Below are 20,072 nucleotides of genomic sequence, written 5' to 3'. Positions count from 1 at the left end.
GCAACCCACCCCCCAACCGCATGCCCGATCAGCTGTTACCAGCCTGCATATCTGCTAAAATCGAAAAATAATTTGCGTAGCTGACCGGGCAACCGCCCTCCAGGATCCTGTATGACCGATAAAGTAATCCGTATTGCCACCCGCCAAAGCCCACTTGCCTTCTGGCAGGCGGAGTATGTTAAAGCCGAGTTAGAGAAATTCCACCCGGGTATCACTGTCGAACTCATTGGCTTTACCACCAAGGGTGATGTACTACTGGATTCACCACTCTCTAAAATTGGCGGCAAAGGTCTGTTTGTTAAAGAGCTGGAAGTTGCCATGCTCGCCAATGAGGCCGATATCGCCGTACATTCCATGAAAGATGTGCCGATGGAGTTCCCTGAAGGACTTGGACTAGCCGTGATCTGCCCTCGGGAAAAACCAACCGATGCCTTTGTCTCCAACCACTATAAAACCCTAGATGAGTTACCACAGGGCGCGATCGTCGGCACCTCATCGCTGCGCCGCGAAGCACAGATCAAAGCGAAACGACCTGATCTACAAGTCAACACCCTGCGTGGCAATGTAAATACCCGCCTACGAAAACTGGATGAAGGCCAATATGATGCGATCATTCTGGCTACCGCTGGGCTGATACGACTTAAAATGGCTGACCGAATCGCCAGTGAAATCACTCCTGAAGACAGTCTGCCCGCTGGCGGACAGGGTGCCGTTGGCATCGAATGTCGCAGCGATGATGCCACTACACTCGCCCTGCTAAAACCACTGCATGATCAACACACCGCCATCCGAGTAACGGCAGAACGCGCCATGAACCGCCGTTTAGAAGGGGGTTGTCAGGTACCCATCGCCTGCTTCGCCACTCTCAACGAGGCCAACGACGAACTCTACCTAAGAGGCTTAGTGGCTAGCACCGATGGCACAGAAATTCTGCGGGACGAACTACGCAACCACCCGGACAATGCTGAACAGATGGGCATTGAACTAGCAGAGCGCTTACTGGCGGCCGGTGCGGATAAGATCCTCGCAGAAGTGTACAAGCAAAATGGCTAAACCCCGGGTACTCGTCACTCGCCCTGAACATCAAGCTCAGGGCCAAACAGCGTTATTGGCCAGCATGGGTATCGACCCGGTCCCCTTACCGCTGCTGGACATCACGCCGATTGCCGAAGCGGATCCAACCTTTCCGCTGTTAAAAAGCCGCATTATGGATCTCGATCTGTACCACCAGGTCATTTTCACCAGCGCTAATGCAGTGACCGCCGGCATGGAGCTGATCGATCAATACTGGCCACAACTCCCTATTGGTATTGAATGGTTCGCGATTGGTCAGCAAACCGCGCTTAAACTCGAAAGCTATGGCATCACGGCGCAACGCTCTCCCAGCGGTTATGATTCTGAGGCTTTATTATCGCTGCCACTATTACAGAACATTAGCGAACAAAAAATATTGATCATGCGTGGCGAAGGCGGTCGAGAAACACTTGCCGAGCAGTTACGCCTGCGAGGTGCCCGAATTGACTACGCCGATCTTTATCGTCGAAGCATGCCCCACTATACCTCTGAGCAGATCATGGGTACTATCTTAGATAAGCCTCTCGCTGCGGTCCTGCTGACCAGCGGAGAAGCGGTGAATAACCTAACTCAACTGATCAACGACCACGCACTTAAGACGCTAAAATATACAACAATGGTTGTACCTAGTGCACGAGTCGCCCGAATCGCAGCCGAGTTAGGCTATACTCGAGTAATTACCGCCAGCGGACCCGATAATCAGGCAATGGCAAAAACAGTTTTATCGACTATCGATATGGATGACAGAACATGAAAAAAAGCGGGAATAACAATCCAGCCACTTCAGATAAACCAGAAGAAGTGCTTGAGGGAGAGCTGATCGAAAAGGATTCTGCCCCCGCCGATAAGCCTGATACTAGCAAAAAAAAGGCATCCACTAAGCCGTCTGAGGATAAGCCAAGCAAAGCATCCGATAAGACAGCGGACAATAACGAACCGAAAGCCTCTCCTCCTGAAAAAGAGACGCCTAAGAAAGCCAAAGCGAGTTGGGCAGGCAGAATAGCGCTGCTATTAGCACTGCTCGCCATTGCTGGCGTAGCCTATCTTTACTGGTTGCAGCTTCAGTCCGGCGACCAATTGCAACAAAGCCAGCAAAATACCACATCCGAACTCAATGGTGCGTTGACTAAGAGCCAACAACAGTTCGAGCAACAGATCAGCGCTTTAAGTCAGAAGCTATCAGCGCTCGAAAATAAAGCCTCGCAGGATCAGTCCAATGTTAACGAACTGCAGAAGCGACTGACGCAGAGTATTCAGCAAGTCACCGCCGCGCAGAACAACAACCGTGAAGATTGGCTGCTAGCCGAAGTTGAATATCTGCTGCGTTTGGCAAACCAACGGGTGCTGATGGAACAAACTCCACGCGGCGCACTGCAACTACTACGCTCTGCTGATAAGATTCTTAGCGAAACCGACGATGTCACCATCTATGAGATTCGTAAAGCGGTCGCCGCCGATATCGCAGCACTCGAAGCCGTGCCTGAACTCGATACCGAAGGCGTTTTCCTACGACTCGGCGCACTCAGCACTCAGGTCGATCAACTGCAAGTGATCCCGCTAACCGAGCAGCACAAACTGCCGGACTTACTGGATCAGATGAATAGCGAAGAGTTTGCCTCCAGCTGGAGTAGCGATATCAAAGAGGCATGGGCGACGCTATCCGATAAAGCTAGCCAGTTGATTGTTATTCAAGATCGTAGCGAGCCGGTCGAGCCTCTGCTCTCTCCGCAACAAAGCTATTATCTGCAGCAAAACCTGCACCTGATGCTCGAGCAAGCACAGCTCTCATTATTGCAGCGTAAGCCTAAAAGCTACCTCAATAGCTTAACCAAGGCGCAGCAGTGGGTCGGCACCTACTTTGAGCAGAATGACAGCAACACCCAAGCCCTGCTGAAAGCCTTGAAAGAATTGGAACAGGTTGATGTAGCACCACAAATGCCTAACATTTCGGGTTCACTCGCGGCCCTTAAGAACTACGTCAAAGCGATGCGTAAGTTGAAAGAGGGAGCTGCCTGATGAAACGCGTATTTATCCTGCTGCTACTATTCCTCTTTGCTGGGACTTGGATCGGCCAGAAAATGATTCAGGATTCAGGTTATACCCTGTTTGCCTACGGACAAACCACCATCGAAATGAGCCTCTGGGTCTTTTTGGTGCTGATCGTGGTGCTATTTTTTGCACTTCACTGGGGTATTAACTTATTTAATCGTTCCCTCAAATCCGGTACTCGATTGCGTCTCTGGAGCGGTAGTCGTAAAAGCCGTATCGCCCATGACAAGACCCTAAAAGGTTTGATCGCCCTGTCGGAAGGTAACTGGTGGAAAGCTCAACGCCTACTTTCTATGTCCGCAGAGAACGCTGACCTACCTCTGATCAACTATCTGGCAGCCGCCCATGCGGCCCAAGAACAGGGTGACGAAAAAGCTTGCGATGAACTACTACAAAAAGCCAGAACAGCGACTCCAGAAGCTGAACTTGCCGTTGGTATTAACCAAGCTCAGACACTTTTAGCCCGCGGCCAACTCGAACCCAGCCTCGCGACACTGCTAAGCCTGCGAAAGAAAGCGCCTAAAAACACCTATGTCATGAAACTGCTGAACAAAGTCTATATTCAGCTACATGATTGGCAGGCAGTGAAAGACTTGATTCCGCTACTACGCAAAAGCAAAGCGATGAAACCCGAGAAGCTGCTCGAAACCGAACAGCTCTGCTATCAAAAGCTATTAGAACAGAGCATCATCGAAGGTAGTTCTCCCGACGAGCAACGTAAGGCACTCGCAGAAACTTGGCACAATATGCCCGGCCAGCTAACTCAAGATGATGTCTTAGCCCGCCATTACACCCACCTGCTTGTTAGTATCGGCGCAGAAGCCAAAGCAGAGCCGGTACTTCGAGATTTGATCAATCGTAACGGTGATAATGAACTGATCAACCTCTATGGCCGCATCGAAGGTGAAAATCCCAAGAAGCAGCTTGAAGCGGCTCATCGCTGGCTAAAAGATGATCCACTGAATGCGGACTTACTACTGACACTCGGACGCCTGTCACAACGCAATCAGCACTGGGGCAAAGCGGTTAGCTATTTCGAGCAAAGCTTGGAGCAAAGACCTAAAGCCGAAACCCTCAGCGAGCTTGCTAGACTGCTGAAAAACCTTGGTGAAGCGGATAAACTGCGCCAGCTAATGGATCAGCACCTAAGTGTGATCGGTGGAGGTCTTCCTGCCTTGCCACTGCCAAATACCAGTACCAGTACCAAGATTACACCACTTTAACGCATTGATACGCGTCGCGAGACGCAGTAGAAAGCATGTTTAAAAGAGAGCCATTGGCTCTCTTTTTTTATAGGCGTTAGCAACTCAGCGTTAAGAAATAACAGCCTGTCGTTCACGACAGCTATCTATTACAAGATATATTGCTAAGATAATAGCCTTGGCAATAATCACGTTAATTATCAACGGATAATCCTATGAAATTATTAAAAGCATGCTTGATCATGATTGGACTTTATTCAACTGCAGGACAAGCCGCATGGCTATGTGATCCCAACGCAGGTGGAGCGGGCTGCATGGAGTGCAGTGAGAGTTTCTGCGCTTACGGCAGTGATGGCACAGGCTATATCTGTCTGCACGTAGCGCCCAACGGAGGACTGGACACCAGCGCGGCGACCGTCAGCAGCGTCAATAAAGAAGCGAAGCGATTCATCCGCAGCAGCAATGCCGATATTAGAGCGCTAGCAGAGTCGTTGGTTAATTTAACCGTGAAAGATGCCAAGGTTATGGCGGCAAATCAGCAAAAAGGCGGTGCACAGAAAATGATGGCGGCACCTCAAGCCAAAAAGATGGTGACGCAATAATACCCAGTAGTGAATAGCAGTGACGGTATATTGCTTGTTGTTATTCGCTCCTAAACAACCAAGAGAATCATCGTCTCTCTTGGTTGTTCGTCTCATTAGCACCTATTTAAATAACTATTTTATTGACGCGGTGCGTAAGCAAACACATCCGAATGGATCTGCGTATCTTGCAACCCCTTCGCTTCACAGGCATCAGCCAGTGCGTAAACCATCGCCGGCGAGCCGCTAGTAAAAATCTCAGCCTTATCAAAATGCTCGAAGTCGGCAACGATGGCTTCCGGCAACAATGCCATCCGGCCAGCCCAGTCCGGGCTGCTTTCCGGTTCACTAATCACCAGATGCGCATGCACATTGGTATGCTCAGCTGCCCATTGCAACGGCAGATTGTGTAGATAAAAATCTGCCTCAGCCCGAGCACCCCAATAAATATGGATGGGGTTACTCACTTGGTTAGCTAACAGATGCTCAGCGATACTCTTAATCTGTGAAAAGCCGGTGCTAGCCGCCGCCAAAATAATAGTTGTATCGGCTGCCAACGACTCGGCTTCAAGATAACACTCACCCTTCGGCAATTCGATTTCGACACTGGGGTTATGAGTCAGATGCTCAATAATAGCCAGCGACATTTCACCTTCCGGTATCCGCCGAATATGCAGTTCAATATCACTGCTAAAGTCCGGCGCACTACCAATGGAAAAAGCAGCACGGCGCTGATCCGGCAAAATAATTTCAAGATACTGCCCGGCATGAAATTCAATCGCCTGACGCCCAGTCACCGGCAGATGCAAACGCACCCGATAGACATCATGGCTAAGCTGTTCAAATGCGGCGATATCACAAACCAGTTTTTTCACGTGTAGTTCTCCTGGGCGTAAGAGCCCATCAATTTCTATCTTGATATCACTGCGAGGCACCGCCGTACAAGCATAAACCTGAATGGGCTTATCTGCGGCGTGCAAACATACTTCAAGGGCAGGATAACGTTGTTCAATATGACCCTGCAGCAGGGTGGTTTTACAGATCTGGCAGACTCCATTACGACAACTGATCCGCATGCGATAACCGGCCTGACGCAGGCTGTCGAATATCGACAGCCCCGGCTCAGCATCAATCACATACTGTTCATTAACCGTTATGCGGTAACGCTCAGTCACTGGTAATGCCTAACTGATCCCAGATCTCATCGACCCGCTGCTTCACTTCATCCGACATCACGATCGGTTCACCCCATTCACGGGTGGTTTCACCGGGCCACTTATTGGTAGCATCCATCCCCATTTTGGAACCTAAACCGGAAACCGGTGAGGCAAAATCGAGATAATCGATAGGCGTGTTATCGATCAGAGTCGTATCCCGAATCGGGTCCATCCGCGTGGTGATCGCCCAGATAACATCATTCCAATCACGGGCATTGATATCATCATCGCAAACAATCACAAACTTGGTATACATAAACTGCCGTAGGAATGACCAAACCCCCATCATCACCCGCTTTGCATGACCCGGATACTGCTTCTTCATGGTCACAATCGCCATACGATAAGAACAGCCTTCCGGCGGCAAATAAAAGTCGGTAATTTCGGGAAACTGCTTTTGCAAAATCGGCACGAACACTTCGTTAAGCGCCAATCCCAAAACAGCAGGCTCATCCGGTGGACGGCCAGTATAGGTACTGTGATAGATCGGATCGGGCCGATGAGTGATACGCTCAACAGTAAACACTGGGAAGCTATCAACCTCGTTGTAATAACCGGTGTGGTCGCCAAACGGACCTTCATCCGCCATCTCATCGGGGCTAATATACCCTTCGAGAATAAACTCGGCACTCGCAGGCACCTGCAAATCATTACCGATACACTGGGTCACTTCGGTTTTGCCGCCGCGTAACAGACCCGCAAAAGCGTATTCTGACAGGCTATCCGGCACCGGCGTTACCGCCCCCAGAATAGTCGCAGGATCCGCACCAAGCGCCACCGCTACCGGGAAATTTTCCCCAGGATGTTGCTCTTTCCATTCCCGAAAATCCAGTGCGCCGCCTCGGTGTGCCAGCCAGCGCATGATGAGTTTATTTTTACCAATCACCTGTTGACGGTAAATACCCAAATTTTGCCGCGACTTATTCGGTCCTCGAGTAATAACTAGAGGCCAAGTCACCAGAGGGCCGGCATCGCCGGGCCAGCATCGCTGTACGGGAAGCTTACCCAGATCGACATCATCACCTTCGATGACATGGGTCTGACAGGCAGCATTACGGACCTTTTTCGGCCCCATATTCAGCACCTGCTTAAAGATCGGCAGCTTTTCCCAGGCGTCTTTCATCCCTTTAGGCGGCTCAGGCTCTTTCAGCATCGCCAATAGCTTGCCAACTTCACGCAGGCTAGCCACATCTTCCTGCCCCATACCCAGCGCCACCCGCCGCGGCGTACCAAAAAGGTTCGCCAGCACAGGATAATCGTAGCCTTTGGGGTTTTCGAACAATAGCGCAGGACCGCCAGCTTTCAGCGTGCGATCGCAGATCTCTGTTATTTCCAGATTAGGATCAACTTCGGTGCTAATACGTACCAATTCGCCCTGCTGTTCAAGGCTGTGGATAAAATCGCGCAGGTCTTTGTATTTCAGGTTTGACATAATATTCAGCTATAAAAAAGGGCAAGCGCTAAGCTTACCCTTTGATAACAAAGATATGAATTATGAACGACGCATAGAAAGGAAGAATTCGTCGTTCGTTTTGAAGTCTTTCAGCTTATCGAGCACAAACTCGATCGCTGCAGAGTCTTCCATTGGATCCAGCAACTTACGCAAAATCCACATCCGCTGTAACTCTTCTTCAGTGGTCAGCAGATCTTCACGACGGGTGCCCGAACGGCGAATATTGAAGGCAGGATAAACCCGCTTCTCAGCCACTTTACGATCCAGATGTACTTCAGAGTTACCGGTACCTTTAAACTCTTCGAAGATAACTTCATCCATCTTCGAACCGGTATCAACCAAGGCGGTAGCGATAATAGTCAGACTACCACCCTCTTCGATGTTACGCGCCGCACCGAAGAAACGCTTAGGACGCTCTAGCGCATGCGCATCAACACCACCGGTAAGTACTTTACCGGACGATGGAATAACGGTGTTATAGGCACGAGCTAAACGGGTAATAGAGTCGAGCAGGATGACGACATCCTGTTTATGCTCAGTCAGGCGCTTGGCTTTTTCTAGCACCATCTCGGCGACTTGCACGTGACGTGAGGGCGGCTCATCAAAGGTAGAGGCAACCACTTCTCCGCGAACGGTACGCTGCATCTCGGTCACTTCCTCAGGACGCTCATCGATCAGCAAGACGATCAGGTGAACTTCTGGGTTGTTGCGTTTGATCGAGTTAGCAATGTTCTGCAGCATTAGCGTCTTACCCGCCTTAGGCGGAGACACTAACAGTGCCCGCTGACCTTTACCCATAGGGCAAACGAGGTCGATAACACGGGCGGTCAAATCTTCGGTACTACCGTTACCCAACTCCATTTTTAACCGTTCTTGCGCAAACAGCGGCGTCAGGTTTTCAAACAGAATCTTGTTCTTGGCATTTTCCGGCTTATCAAAGTTGATCTGATCAACTTTCAGCAGGGCAAAATAACGCTCGCTGTCTTTTGGCGGACGGATCTTACCGGAAATAGTATCGCCGGTACGCAGATTAAAGCGGCGAATCTGGCTCGGAGAAACATAGATATCATCCGGTCCTGCGAGATATGAACCCTCTGCCGATCGTAGAAAACCGAAGCCATCTTGTAAAATTTCCAACACGCCATCGCCGTAGATATCCTCGCCACCCTTAGCATGACGCTTAAGAATCGCAAAAATAACATCTTGTTTACGGGATCGCCCCAGGTTATCAAGTCCCATCTCTTTCGCTATTTCTAGCAATTCGGGGACGCTTTTCTTTTTAAGTTCGGTAAGATTCATAGGTATATGTAGTGTAGGGAGACAGGTCAACGCCTTGAGCGGAACAGCAAAAAAACTATTCGGGTCAGATTGAATTGATAATGTGAAATTAGAGTTCTAAACCAGAATATTGCTTAGGGTTCTGGAACAGAATCCGGTGTTTGGAAATGACACTATAATGCGTTGGTTAAAAAGAGTCCAGTAAATCGGGGAGTAAACCGTGATCTTGGTCACTCCCGACGAATTTATCAGACCAATGGGTTAGATACTCTCTTCAATAAAAGCCGCTAATTGTGATTTAGACAGTGCACCAACCTTGGTTGCTTCGACGTTGCCGTCTTTAAATAGCATCAATGTTGGAATACCGCGAATACCAAATTTGGGCGGTGTTTCGTTGTTTTCATCGATATTTAACTTACAGACTTTCAGCTTGCCGTCATACTCTTTGGCAATCTCTTCCAGTACTGGAGCAATCATTTTACAAGGGCCACACCACTCTGCCCAATAATCAACTAATATCGGACCATCAGCTTTCAATACATCATCTTCAAAGGAAGCATCTGTTACGTTAACAATATTTTCACTCATAAAAAGCCTCTGCAGTGAGATTCACTAAATATTTATAGTTACCGATCATACCACTGTCATTAAAGGATTGTGAATACTGCTAGAATCTCTGCTGATCTCTATACCGACATCAATATCTAAGTTTCTGGCGCTCTAATCAGTAACGTATATCTGTTAAGATGGAGGCATTATATTTTTTTTAAAGTGCATCCCTATGAATCAGGAAACCACCAGCCCCAACAATCATTCACTTTTGGCTGCAATCGACCTAGGTTCGAACAGTTTTCATATCGTTATCGCCAAACTGGTTCAAGGCGAATTACAACCTATCGATCTGTTATCAGAAAAAGTGCAGCTCGCAGCGGGTCTCGATGAAAACCGTATACTCAGCCCAGAAGCGATACAGCGCGGTTTAGAGTGTATGCAACGCTTTGCCCAGCGCGTACGAGACATACCGACTCAACAGATCAGAATCGTCGGTACCAACGCCCTACGGGAAGCGGTCAACAGTGATGACTTTATTGTCGAAGCTGAAAAAATTATGGGCTGCTCTATCGAAGTCATCGCCGGCATCGAAGAAGCCCGCCTGATCTATCTCGGCGTATCACACACATTGGCCGACGATAACGACCGTCGATTAATTATTGATATTGGCGGCGGTAGCACCGAATTTATTATTGGCGAACGCTTCGAACCACTAGAACTGGAAAGCCTTGAGATGGGTTGCGTTAGTTTCAGTGGCCGCTATTTTCCTAACGGCGTGATCACCGAAAAGAATTTTCAGTTAGCTGTGTTTGGCGCACTCAGAGAGCTGCTCAATATTAAACGCACCTATCGACGACTCGGCTGGGAAGACTGTGTTGGTTCATCCGGCACCATCAAAGCTGTACGCAACGCCTGCATCACCCTTGGCTACTCAACCGATAAAGTCAGCGCATCGGCGCTGCAACAGTTAAAGCAAAAAATCCTTAGCTATAACCACGTTGATGAGATCGATATCGATGGTTTAAAAGAGGAACGCCGCGCGGTGTTCCCTGCAGGCATTGCGATCCTCTCCGCCGCCTTTGAATCACTAGGCATCAAAGAGATCCACTTCTCAGACGGCGCGCTACGTGAAGGGTTGCTCTACGATATGACGGGGCGGTTGCGCCATGAAGATGTGCGAGAACGTAGTATCAACGCCATGATGCAGCGCTACCGAGTCGATCAAGCACAGGCGATGCGAGTCGAGCAGACCGCGTTGATCGCCCTAACACAGGTGCGTGATAGCTGGAATTTAGACAATAATGAATACCATAATATGCTCAGTTGGGCGGCACGTTGTTGTGAAACAGGCCTCACCATCGCCCGCAGCCAATATCACAAACACAGCGCCTATCTGCTGCTAAACTCTGACCTTCCGGGTTTCACCAAGCGCCAGCAGATTCAGCTCGCCGCGATCGTACAGGGCCACCGACGGAAGTTTCCCACCTCAACGCTAGAGCAACTACCCCCACGTGAAGCAAAGCATTTCAGCCGCCTAACAATCCTGTTACGACTCGCCTTTATACTTAACCGCAGCCGTAGCCGCGAACGTCTACCTTCGTTCCACCTTATCGCTGCAGACAATACGCTATCTCTTAGCTTTCCTGAAAACTGGCTTAACCATCAGCCACTCACTCAGGCCGACTTAGAACAAGAAGCGGACTACCTTGCCAATGCGGGATACAACTTTAAGTTTAAATAGCTTCTTTCTACTTTTAACTCGAGCGACAAATACTCGCCCCTAAAACGCAAAAAAGGCTCCCGAAGGAGCCTTTTTTATGAATTATGCGTTACACCTGAGGGCCGGCCGCAATAATCGTTTCTGCTACACCGTCAAACTTCTCGAAGTTGCTAGTGAACTGACCAATCAGATCTTTAGCTGTCGCATCATAAGCGTCTTTATCAGCCCATGTATTACGAGGATTCAATAACGCTGAATCAACACCAGGTACTGAAGTAGGAACAGTCAGATTGATACCGTCAAGATGTTCAGTCTGAACATCGATTAGATCACCATTCTGAATCGCTGCGATAATACCGCGAGTCGTCGGAATATTGAAACGAGAGCCAGTACCGAAAGAACCACCCGTCCAACCCGTGTTAACCAAATACACTTGGCTACCGAACTCTTCAACCCGCTTAATCAGCAGGTCAGCATATTCGCTAGCAGGACGTGGGAAGAATGGCGCACCGAAACAAGTAGAGAAGGTCGATTTAATACCTTCGCCAGAGCCCATTTCGGTAGAACCTACCAGCGCGGTATAACCAGACAAGAAGTGGTATGCCGCCGCTTCTTTAGACAGGATAGACACAGGAGGTAGAACACCGGTCAAGTCACAGGTCAGGAAGACGATCGCTTTAGGCTCGCCACCTTTGTTCTCTTCGGTACGTTTTTCAACGTGTTCCAGAGGGTATGCACAACGGCCGTTTTGCGTCAGTGAAGTATCGGAGTAATCAGCGGTACGCTTTTCGTTCAGCGTAACGTTCTCAACAATTGCGCCAAAACGGATAGCATCCCAAATAATGGGTTCGTTCTTCTGGCTCAGATCGATGGTCTTAGCGTAGCAGCCGCCTTCTAAGTTAAAGACAACACCTTTACCCCAACCATGCTCGTCATCACCAATCAGGTAACGCTCAGGATCGGCAGACAACGTTGTCTTACCAGTACCAGACAAACCAAAGAACAGCGTAGTATCGCCATCTTCGCCGACGTTAGCAGAACAGTGCATTGGCAGCACATCTTTTTCAGGTAGCAGGAAGTTCTGTACAGAGAACATCCCTTTCTTCATTTCACCCGCATAACGCATACCCGCCAGCAACACTTTACGCTTAGCAAAGTTGATGATGACGCAACCATCACTGTTAGTGCCGTCACGCTCGGGATCACACTCGAAGTTAGCAGCATTGATAACTTGCCACTCTTCTTTTGACTTCGGGTTATATTCTTCTGGGCGGATAAACAGGTTTTGACCAAACAGGTTCTGCCATGCAGTTTCTGTTGTCATCAAAACCGGCAGGTAATGATTAACGTCAGAACCGACATGAACATTGGCAACAAAGTGTTCGCGAGCAGCCAAATACTCTTCAACACGTACCCACAGAGCGTCAAACTTATCTGCATCAAACGGACGGTTGATGGGTCCCCAGTGGATTGCATCAGAGGTACTGGCTTCGTCAACGATATAACGATCCATCGGAGAACGACCTGTACGCTTGCCGGTTTCAACAACCAACGCGCCTGAATCAGCGAGTATTCCTTCGCCACGCTGAATGGCTTTTTCAACTAGCTGAGCCGGGCTCAAATTGACGTGTACAGTGTTCACGGTTTCTTTGCTCATTGCTTGATTCCCTTGGCTTCTAGCCAAAAAAAGTAATTTACCTGAATAAAGTGGACTAGCCCCTACATCTTGTGAATTCCTGCCGGAAAACCAACGGGGTCGTTATTATAAGGAGGCGTATTATGTCAAAAAAGTACTCAAAACACCATTCGCCAGACTATTTATCAACGGCAAAACAAAAATGCTCAGTCACGCTTTACAAAAAACAGCTGCCAAGATTCAGCAGCCAACTCATTTCGTCCTGTTAATGAACCTGATCAGAACCTTCTATTTTAGCGCTGTAAGAAAACATCATAGCGATATCCGCCAGGTCAAACTGATAGAGTTCATTACAAAACTGACAGCTAACATCCACACTGCCCTCTTCGCGAGCAATCTGTTCCAACTCTTCCCGCGACATAGCGCGCAACGCATCAGCGGTTCTTTCACGAGAGCAGTCACATTTAAACTGTAACGCATCAGCCTCATAGAGGCGACCATCCTCTTCATGGAACAAGCGGTGCAGAATCGTGGCGTTATCCAGTTCCAGCAGTTCGGCATCGCTCAGTGTCGCGGAAAGGGCACTAAAGTGCTCCCAATCAGCGGTAGAGTCACCATTAGCGGGCATAACCTGTAACAAAAATCCCGCCGCACGATGCTCATCCGCCACCAGATGGATCTGCGTCGGCAACTGCTCGGACATCCGAAAATAAGCTTCGAGACACTCACTTAAACGAGAGCCTTCTAGTGGTACAACCCCTTGATAGCGTTGCCCTTGGTCAGGCTCAATAGTGATCACCAGTTGACCGCCCTTAAGCAGCTCACAAAACTCAGCTTGCTCGGGTAACTCGCCGTCAAAACGGGCAATGGCACGCAGATCTCGCTGATGGTTGCACTCAGCCATCAGCACTTTCACCTGATTACTGCTTTGAGCCTGCAATAACAACCGACCATCAAATTTAAGGGTGGCGCTCAGCAGGCTAACGGCCGCCATCATTTCGCCCAGCAGAATATTGATCAACTTAGGATAGCGATGCTTTGCAATCGCTTGCTGATAACTCTGCTCTAAACCAGCCAAAACACTGCGGATATCCGCATGTTCAAACATGACCCGTTGAAGCTGATCAGAACTGCTCATGATATTCTTTGAAACCTGTCTATAAATGTCACTTATCGAGGGCGTACAGAAAGATTATCTCGCCCCATAAAAAGACAATATTAGCATAATCACGCCAAATCTAGCGATCCTTAAACTGGATAATCTTGCGCCGATTTTTTTTGTTTGGCCGGTGATCCGGTGCCACATTACCGCGCATCTCTTTCCGTAATGCTGCGCCATCTTCACGCAGTTTTATGCTCTGTTCTGTTTCTTGATACAACAATTGTGCTTCGGGTGCACCACGACGCTGATCCGAGATCGCCATAATAACCACGGTTTTTTCATCAAACCCTTGACGAATCACCAGCTTTGCCCCCAGCTCAACATTGCGGCTACACTTGGCGCGTTGTCCTTGATAGTGAACTTTACCGCCCTCGACAGCCTCTTTTGCCGCGCCTCGGGTTTTAAAAAAACGGGCCGCCCACAGCCATTTATCCAATCGGACTTTTTGTTCCTGAGTGCCCGCCTGATTGTGCGTTTGTTTACTCATTTATCTTTCATCAACTCATCAAAATGCTCAATTGCATTGAAATCGGTAATTTCCCGCCCCGCTTGCTGGCTGTCCGGCTGAATGATACTCAGCAGATAGGCAATACCATACTCCCGCGCCGATGCCAGCACCGCTAAACTATCATCCACCAATAAGGTACGCGCCGGATCGAAAGGCTCGTCCTCTTGCAGCCGATGCCAAAAAACTTGCTGCTCTTTTGGCACGCGATAATCATGGGAACAGATAATGCCATCAACCAGTTGATCCAAACCGGTCTCTCCCAACTTCAGCGACAAACTGTCTCGATGGGCGTTAGTCACAATCACTCGGCGAACTCCCTCGCCTTGTAGATGGGCAAGAAAATCATGCACATGGGGCCGAAAAGCGATGCGTTCGCGGATCTCATGTTTTAACGCCTTGATATCGACATTGAGTTCCGCTGACCAATAATCAAGGCAGTACCAATTAAGCGTGCCCTGTTCCTGCATAATTCGTTTATGCAGCCACTGCAACGCCTCGTTATGATCCATACTATGCAGCTCGGCATAGCGGACCGGAAGATGCTCAAGCCAGAAGTACGTATCAAAATGTAAGTCCAGCAAGGTGCCATCCATATCGAGCAGCACCGTATCAATATTTTTCCAATCCATATAAAAAGTCAAAGCTGCAGGTTAGTATTGGGTTAGATTTGTCACTGAATGACGAGGAATGATCCAGTATGCCTGTAAAACCGGATATTTTGAAGGTAACCACCACCGCTAAAAGCCGCCTCTTTCACGTAGAAGAGATTGACCTACGCTTTTCCAATGGGGTTGAAAGAACCTATGAACGACTCGCCAGCCGAGGTCTTGGCGCCGTCATGATCGCCGCCATTGATGAACAGCAGAACGTTTTGCTGATCCAGGAGTATGCGGTGGGTCTAGAGGATTATCTGCTAACCCTGCCTAAAGGCCTGATTGATCCCGGCGAAGATGCACTGCAAGCCGCCAACCGTGAACTCAAAGAGGAAGCGGGGTTCGGAGCCGAACGACTCGAGATCATAAAAGAGATGACTTCAGCACCAAACTATATGGGCCACAAAATCACCGTGGTGCTGGCGCAAGGGTTATACCCCTGCCGTTTACCCGGCGATGAGCCTGAAGAGATGCCTGTCACTCACTGGCCTTTGTCACAGTTGGAAGAACTTTTCAGCCGAGATGATTTTTCTGAAGGGCGGGCGATTGCGGCACTCTATATGGTGAGAGACCAGTTGCGTAACGCACAGGCTTAATTACTCAGTGGTTTAACTGGATGATACGCTAATCTACTGGAGTCACAGCCAGACAGCCAAATTAAAGACAGCCCCTAAAGCTTTAAGCGTTAGGGGCTTTTATTATTTTTAACCCATGGCGAACTAAGGGGCTTTACACTGCCGAGCACCGACCCGAACAATCCCTTCCACTTTTCGCTTCATCGCCGGATCAGTAATTGACCCATTCATAATTTGCTCGACTTCATTATCACTAAAATGCTTATGCACATAATTCGACAGGCAACTGCATTGCTCTTCAGTCGCTGTGCCTCCGGCCATACAGCCTTGCTTAAAGGGCTCCCAAGTTTTTGATGTCAGATACTGTGTCTTAACGAAAAAAACCACTAATAGCACGGCAGAAATCCAGAGAAACACTTTACCCATAACCTATCAACACCTGTCTTGTTATCATTATTGCACTCATTGAGAGAGCATTGATTCTAACAGTTCCGTAACATCTGTCAGTTAACTTTAGTCTGATGCTGCCAACCCACACGCTAATTCCACTGCTGCACTAAGGCATTAACAATGCAATGAAAACCTTGCACAAGGGTGCTATGATTCTGCTTCCACGGATCAACAATGCTTGAATTATTCTGATCAAGACCTTATATAAATACCCTGGTTTATATAACAATTTCACAACCTATGCTGATCCTGACACTATAAAAGGTAATTAACTATGAGCTTTGAACTGCCAGCACTGCCATTCGCCAAAGATGCACTGGAACCACACATCTCTGCCGAAACGCTAGATTATCACCACGGCAAACACCACAACACTTACGTTGTAAAACTGAACGGCCTGATCCCAGGCACTGAATTCGAAACCAAATCTCTAGAAGAGATCATCATGTCAGCTCCTGCTGGCGGCGTATTCAACAATGCCGCTCAGATCTGGAACCACACCTTCTACTGGAACTGCCTGTCACCAAACGGTGGCGGTGAGCCAACTGGCGCTATTGCTGATGCGATCAACGCTAAATGGGGTTCTTTTACAGCATTCCAAGAAGAGCTTAACGACAAAGCGGTTAACAACTTCGGCTCTAGCTGGACTTGGTTAGTTAAAAACGCTGACGGTTCTCTGGAAATCGTTAACACTAGCAATGCCGGTACGCCAATGACTAATGGCCAAACTGCACTGCTGACCGTTGACCTGTGGGAACACGCTTACTACATCGACTACCGCAATGTGCGTCCTGATTACCTGAAAGGCTTCTGGGCTCTGGTAAACTGGGACTTTGTTAACCAGAACTTTGCTGGTTAATATATAAAGGCTTAAAAAAAGACACCCATTCGGTGTCTTTTTTTTACTTCGGTTTTAGCTCAGGAGGAAATAGACTACACTTAACGGATGATACGGATTTCATCATATGGTCATGGAACCACGCCACTATGCAACGAAGCTACTTCCCGCTTACCACCACGATTTGGTTCTTTCTGACCATACTCATGCTGAGTATAAGCCTCGTCTCTGATTATGATCGATTGAAAAAAAAGCTCAGTAACGATGCCCACTTTGTCTACTCATCTATCTATGAAAAAACCTACATAAATGAAGTTCTGTTACAGAATTTTACCGTATTGGTCTCTGCCGATCCCGAAAATGATGCGGTCATCCGACGTTTTGCCAATGAGATGCGCAAACGATATCCACATATCGAAAGATTGCAGATTCAACATCAGTTGCCGCCCTTAAGTATTAGCTACGGTGCCGCCACCGACTACAAGATCGACCCAACCAATACCGACTTTAATGCCCGTTTCCCCGTGACTTTTATTGAGCCACTGAATTCCGATACCCGCTATCTGCTCAACAAAGACCTGCTCGCTGACCCGCTTTTTGCAGAAACCATTCGTTTCGCCCGTCAATACCATCAACCGGTAACGTCTCCCCCCTTTCCTCTAGACCATAATAAAAGCGGATATGGGTTATTTTTAGCCTTCTTTGAACGAAATGCCGAACAAACCCCCGAACATCTCTATATCGCCTCTTTGATTATCAATACTCAGGGGATGCTACCCACCACCAGCTTTCTCTCTGAGCATGCCAGCATCAGCCTGATGAATGATCAAGGAGATATTATTGAGCAATATATTACCCCTGACAAAAAGCACTTCTCATGGCTGCCAGCCCTCGAAGAGCAGCGCACCATCAATCGCTTCGGTCAGTCATTCAAGCTCAGCCTTATGCATCAGATCGGCCCCAAGGATATTAATCTAGGGATGCTGCTCATTCTGTTATCCACCTCTGTCGCATTCTATTTCATGCTGACAGCCTATCTGCGTCAGAAAGTACAGTCCGCCATTGAGCATTCCTCTGTCTATGAAACATTGGAACATGAGCGTCAACAACTCGAAGTCCGTATTCATCAACGTACCCGCGAACTTCACGAACAACTGACCGAGAACCGTCGCCTAACCCATCAGATAATCGCCGTTCAAGAACGGGAACGTCGCAACCTAGCCCGCGAACTACACGACGAACTAGGACAATCACTGACAGCGATCCGTACCGATGCCAAAATACTAAAACGAACTCACCCAGAAGAAAGTAGCCTCGTCAATCAAACCGCTGATTCCATCGATGCGATTGCGCAGAATATCTACGATGTTACCTACGGCATGATGCGCTCTCTACGCCCCTCAGCACTCGATGATCTCGGGCTGGTCGATGCGATTCAAGAGTGCATCGCCTCTAACCGCTTCAAAGAGCACGGTATCACTTTGCATACTGATTTCAGCGGTGCTCTCAATGAGATGTCGGAAGTGTATAACATCACCCTATTCCGGCTGGCTCAGGAGTCCTTTAGCAACATAATCAAATATGCTGATCAGGCCCGTAATGTCTGGCTCGATATCCGTCGCACCTCAGCGGGACATCGCAAGGACATCAGCGGCGATCGTTTGGAACTGATGATCAGCGATGATGGTTGTGGTTTTGATATTAAAGCCAAAGCCTTTAAAAAAGGCTTTGGTTTAATCGGTATGCGCGAGCGAGTCAGAGCCTTAGGTGGCTACTTTCAGATCAGTAAGAACCATGACCAGGGCACTCGCATCATCGCCATCATCCCGCTGATGATGGCGGCGCAAGCAGACTCTCCAACACCGGCCACACCTGATCAAGCAGAGCCGGTTGAGCCGCCGCTTTAGGGTGTAGCCCATCCGCCTGCATAAGCTCGGGTTGCAGCGCGATCGAAGCCATAAAAAACGGCACTAAAGGAATCTCATGTTGCGCCGCCACTCGACTAAACAGCCCAGTAAATCCATCGCTATAACGAGGTCCATAATTCGGCGGAATACGCATCTCCAGCAGTAACACCGACGCTCCCGTCGCTTGCGCCTGACTAACCAGCTGATTTAGGTTATTTTCAATCACCTTTAGCGGCGCTCCCTGTAGCCCATCATTAGCGCCCAGCTCCAATATCACTAATGTCGGTTGGTACTGATCTAGCACCGCGGGTAAGCGCGTAAGCCCCCCGTGGGTTGTCTCGCCGCTAATACTCGCATTAACCACATCATAGTCGGGATGAGTCTGAGCTAAGCGCTGTTCAAGCAACGTTACCCAACCCTGTTTTACCGGTATACCATAGGCGGCAGAAAGACTGTCACCCATGACTAAAATTGATCCACTCCATGCTAAGCTAGACAACAGTAATAAGCCGATTCCAAATAGAGATGCCATGCTGACTCCTGAACCCCGTTCCGTTTTAATTGCCACCGATCTTGCTAAAACGTTTCCAGATGAGCACGGTGGGCTGAATATTTTCAATCATATCAACATCCGCGCAGATGCGGGCGAAAGTGTTGCGATCATTGGACCATCTGGTGCAGGAAAATCAACTCTGCTGAGTATTTTAGCTGGGCTTGATGAACCGAGTGAAGGCAGCGTGGCGTTACTTGGTCAACCGCTGTCCGAGCTCGATGAAGCCTCCCGCGCCGAGTTACGCGCGAATCATATCAGTTTTGTGTTTCAGTCATTCCAGCTACTGCCGGAACTCAGTGCCCTCGACAATGTACAGTTAGCACTGGAAATACAGGGTCACCCTAATCCGGCACAACAGGCAAGCTATTGGCTCGACCGCGTTGGACTGAGTCATCGCCACCAGCATACACCCGCCCGATTATCCGGTGGTGAGCAGCAGAGGGTGGCCATTGCGCGTGCATTTGCCACCGAACCCAGCCTGCTATTTGCCGATGAACCCACAGGGAACCTCGATGAAAAAACCGGCACAGAGATCGTTGAGCAACTATTTGAGCTCAATCGTCAGCTTAATACCACGCTCATCTTGATCACCCACGACGCCTCTCTAGCGCAGCGCTGTCAACGACGGCTTTACCTGCATAACGGTACGTTGCAGGAGCAGTAA

20 protein-coding genes are annotated in these 20,072 nt (G+C 48.8%); 10 read left to right on the top strand and 10 right to left on the bottom strand.

Annotation, left to right across the window (positions count from 1 at the left end):
* Positions 1–111: 111 nt before the first annotated feature.
* The 5 genes from hemC (at position 112) to KO512_RS16960 (ending at position 4,927) form a co-directional block, all read left to right on the top strand.
* Positions 112–1,053, top strand: a complete 942-nt coding sequence (gene hemC / locus KO512_RS16980; RefSeq protein WP_215953537.1) for a hydroxymethylbilane synthase — start codon at positions 112–114, stop codon at positions 1,051–1,053.
* On the top strand, positions 1,046–1,828 hold the full coding sequence (locus KO512_RS16975; RefSeq protein ID WP_215953536.1) for a uroporphyrinogen-III synthase: 783 nt from the start codon (positions 1,046–1,048) through the stop codon (positions 1,826–1,828). The genes hemC and KO512_RS16975 overlap by 8 nt, the downstream gene beginning before the upstream one ends.
* Positions 1,825–3,090: a uroporphyrinogen-III C-methyltransferase gene (locus KO512_RS16970; RefSeq protein WP_215953535.1), complete on the top strand. Its 1,266-nt coding sequence runs from the start codon at positions 1,825–1,827 to the stop codon at positions 3,088–3,090. The genes KO512_RS16975 and KO512_RS16970 overlap by 4 nt, the downstream gene beginning before the upstream one ends.
* Positions 3,090–4,346, top strand: coding sequence for a heme biosynthesis HemY N-terminal domain-containing protein (locus KO512_RS16965; protein ID WP_215953534.1), 1,257 nt, complete (start codon positions 3,090–3,092; stop codon positions 4,344–4,346). Before KO512_RS16970 ends, KO512_RS16965 begins: the two co-directional genes overlap by 1 nt.
* 194 nt (positions 4,347–4,540) lie before the next feature.
* Positions 4,541–4,927: a hypothetical protein gene (locus KO512_RS16960; protein ID WP_215953533.1), complete on the top strand. Its 387-nt coding sequence runs from the start codon at positions 4,541–4,543 to the stop codon at positions 4,925–4,927.
* Between the two features lie 119 nt (positions 4,928–5,046).
* On the opposite strand, the gene KO512_RS20555 is transcribed toward KO512_RS16960, so the two are convergent.
* The 4 genes from KO512_RS20555 to trxA form a co-directional block, all read right to left on the bottom strand.
* A complete protein-coding gene (locus tag KO512_RS20555; RefSeq protein WP_215953532.1) occupies positions 5,047–6,081 on the bottom strand; it encodes an FAD-binding oxidoreductase in 1,035 nt (344 codons plus the stop codon).
* Complete coding sequence (gene ubiD / locus KO512_RS16950) at positions 6,074–7,555, bottom strand: 4-hydroxy-3-polyprenylbenzoate decarboxylase (protein WP_215953531.1); 1,482 nt, start codon at positions 7,553–7,555, stop codon at positions 6,074–6,076. The genes KO512_RS20555 and ubiD overlap by 8 nt, the downstream gene beginning before the upstream one ends.
* Before the next feature lie 60 nt (positions 7,556–7,615).
* Positions 7,616–8,875, bottom strand: a complete 1,260-nt coding sequence (rho, locus tag KO512_RS16945; RefSeq protein WP_126159924.1) for a transcription termination factor Rho — start codon at positions 8,873–8,875, stop codon at positions 7,616–7,618.
* Between the two features lie 240 nt (positions 8,876–9,115).
* Positions 9,116–9,442: a thioredoxin TrxA gene (gene trxA / locus KO512_RS16940; RefSeq protein WP_126159923.1), complete on the bottom strand. Its 327-nt coding sequence runs from the start codon at positions 9,440–9,442 to the stop codon at positions 9,116–9,118.
* Between the two features lie 193 nt (positions 9,443–9,635).
* Between trxA and ppx the strand changes: the two genes are divergently transcribed.
* Positions 9,636–11,147 (top strand): exopolyphosphatase, encoded by a 1,512-nt coding sequence (gene ppx, locus KO512_RS16935; RefSeq protein WP_215953530.1) that lies wholly within the window; start codon positions 9,636–9,638, stop codon positions 11,145–11,147.
* Between the two features lie 88 nt (positions 11,148–11,235).
* Here the strand turns inward: ppx and KO512_RS16930 are convergent, their stop codons facing one another.
* From KO512_RS16930 to yrfG, 4 genes are all read right to left on the bottom strand, one after another.
* Positions 11,236–12,783, bottom strand: coding sequence for a phosphoenolpyruvate carboxykinase (locus KO512_RS16930; RefSeq protein WP_215953529.1), 1,548 nt, complete (start codon positions 12,781–12,783; stop codon positions 11,236–11,238).
* Positions 12,784–13,027: 244 nt separating this feature from the next.
* Positions 13,028–13,900 (bottom strand): Hsp33 family molecular chaperone HslO, encoded by an 873-nt coding sequence (gene hslO / locus KO512_RS16925; protein ID WP_215953528.1) that lies wholly within the window; start codon positions 13,898–13,900, stop codon positions 13,028–13,030.
* A gap of 100 nt (positions 13,901–14,000) precedes the next feature.
* Positions 14,001–14,411, bottom strand: coding sequence for a ribosome-associated heat shock protein Hsp15 (gene hslR, locus KO512_RS16920; RefSeq protein WP_215953527.1), 411 nt, complete (start codon positions 14,409–14,411; stop codon positions 14,001–14,003).
* The gene (gene yrfG / locus KO512_RS16915; protein WP_215953526.1) at positions 14,408–15,061 is read right to left on the bottom strand and encodes a GMP/IMP nucleotidase; all 654 of its coding nucleotides are present in this window, start codon (positions 15,059–15,061) and stop codon (positions 14,408–14,410) included. The genes hslR and yrfG overlap by 4 nt, the downstream gene beginning before the upstream one ends.
* 68 nt (positions 15,062–15,129) lie before the next feature.
* On the opposite strand from yrfG, the gene nudE reads away from it, so the two are divergent.
* Entirely contained in the window at positions 15,130–15,681 is a 552-nt protein-coding gene (gene nudE, locus KO512_RS16910; RefSeq protein WP_215953525.1) for an ADP compounds hydrolase NudE, read from the top strand.
* Positions 15,682–15,804: 123 nt separating this feature from the next.
* On the opposite strand, the gene KO512_RS16905 is transcribed toward nudE, so the two are convergent.
* Complete coding sequence (locus KO512_RS16905) at positions 15,805–16,086, bottom strand: hypothetical protein (RefSeq protein ID WP_215953524.1); 282 nt, start codon at positions 16,084–16,086, stop codon at positions 15,805–15,807.
* 298 nt (positions 16,087–16,384) lie between these two features.
* Here KO512_RS16905 and KO512_RS16900 point away from each other — a divergent pair, with 298 nt between their 5' ends.
* Together KO512_RS16900 and KO512_RS16895 are read left to right on the top strand one after the other, a co-directional pair.
* Complete coding sequence (locus tag KO512_RS16900; RefSeq protein ID WP_215953523.1) at positions 16,385–16,969, top strand: Fe-Mn family superoxide dismutase; 585 nt, start codon at positions 16,385–16,387, stop codon at positions 16,967–16,969.
* Positions 16,970–17,097: 128 nt separating this feature from the next.
* The gene (locus KO512_RS16895) at positions 17,098–18,855 is read left to right on the top strand and encodes a histidine kinase (protein WP_215953522.1); all 1,758 of its coding nucleotides are present in this window, start codon (positions 17,098–17,100) and stop codon (positions 18,853–18,855) included.
* Here KO512_RS16895 and KO512_RS16890 read toward each other — a convergent pair.
* Positions 18,770–19,387: an arylesterase gene (locus KO512_RS16890; RefSeq protein WP_215953521.1), complete on the bottom strand. Its 618-nt coding sequence runs from the start codon at positions 19,385–19,387 to the stop codon at positions 18,770–18,772. The two genes, KO512_RS16895 and KO512_RS16890, sit on opposite strands and share 86 nt — an antisense overlap.
* Here KO512_RS16890 and KO512_RS16885 point away from each other — a divergent pair.
* The gene (locus tag KO512_RS16885) at positions 19,386–20,072 is read left to right on the top strand and encodes an ABC transporter ATP-binding protein (protein ID WP_215953520.1); all 687 of its coding nucleotides are present in this window, start codon (positions 19,386–19,388) and stop codon (positions 20,070–20,072) included. The genes KO512_RS16890 and KO512_RS16885 overlap by 2 nt on opposite strands.

The organism is Amphritea atlantica, assembly GCF_018860855.1.
Classification (GTDB): domain Bacteria; phylum Pseudomonadota; class Gammaproteobacteria; order Pseudomonadales; family Balneatricaceae; genus Amphritea; species Amphritea atlantica_A.
The sequence above is the reverse complement of the archived record's forward strand: the minus strand, read 5'-3'. Positions and strand labels throughout refer to the sequence as shown.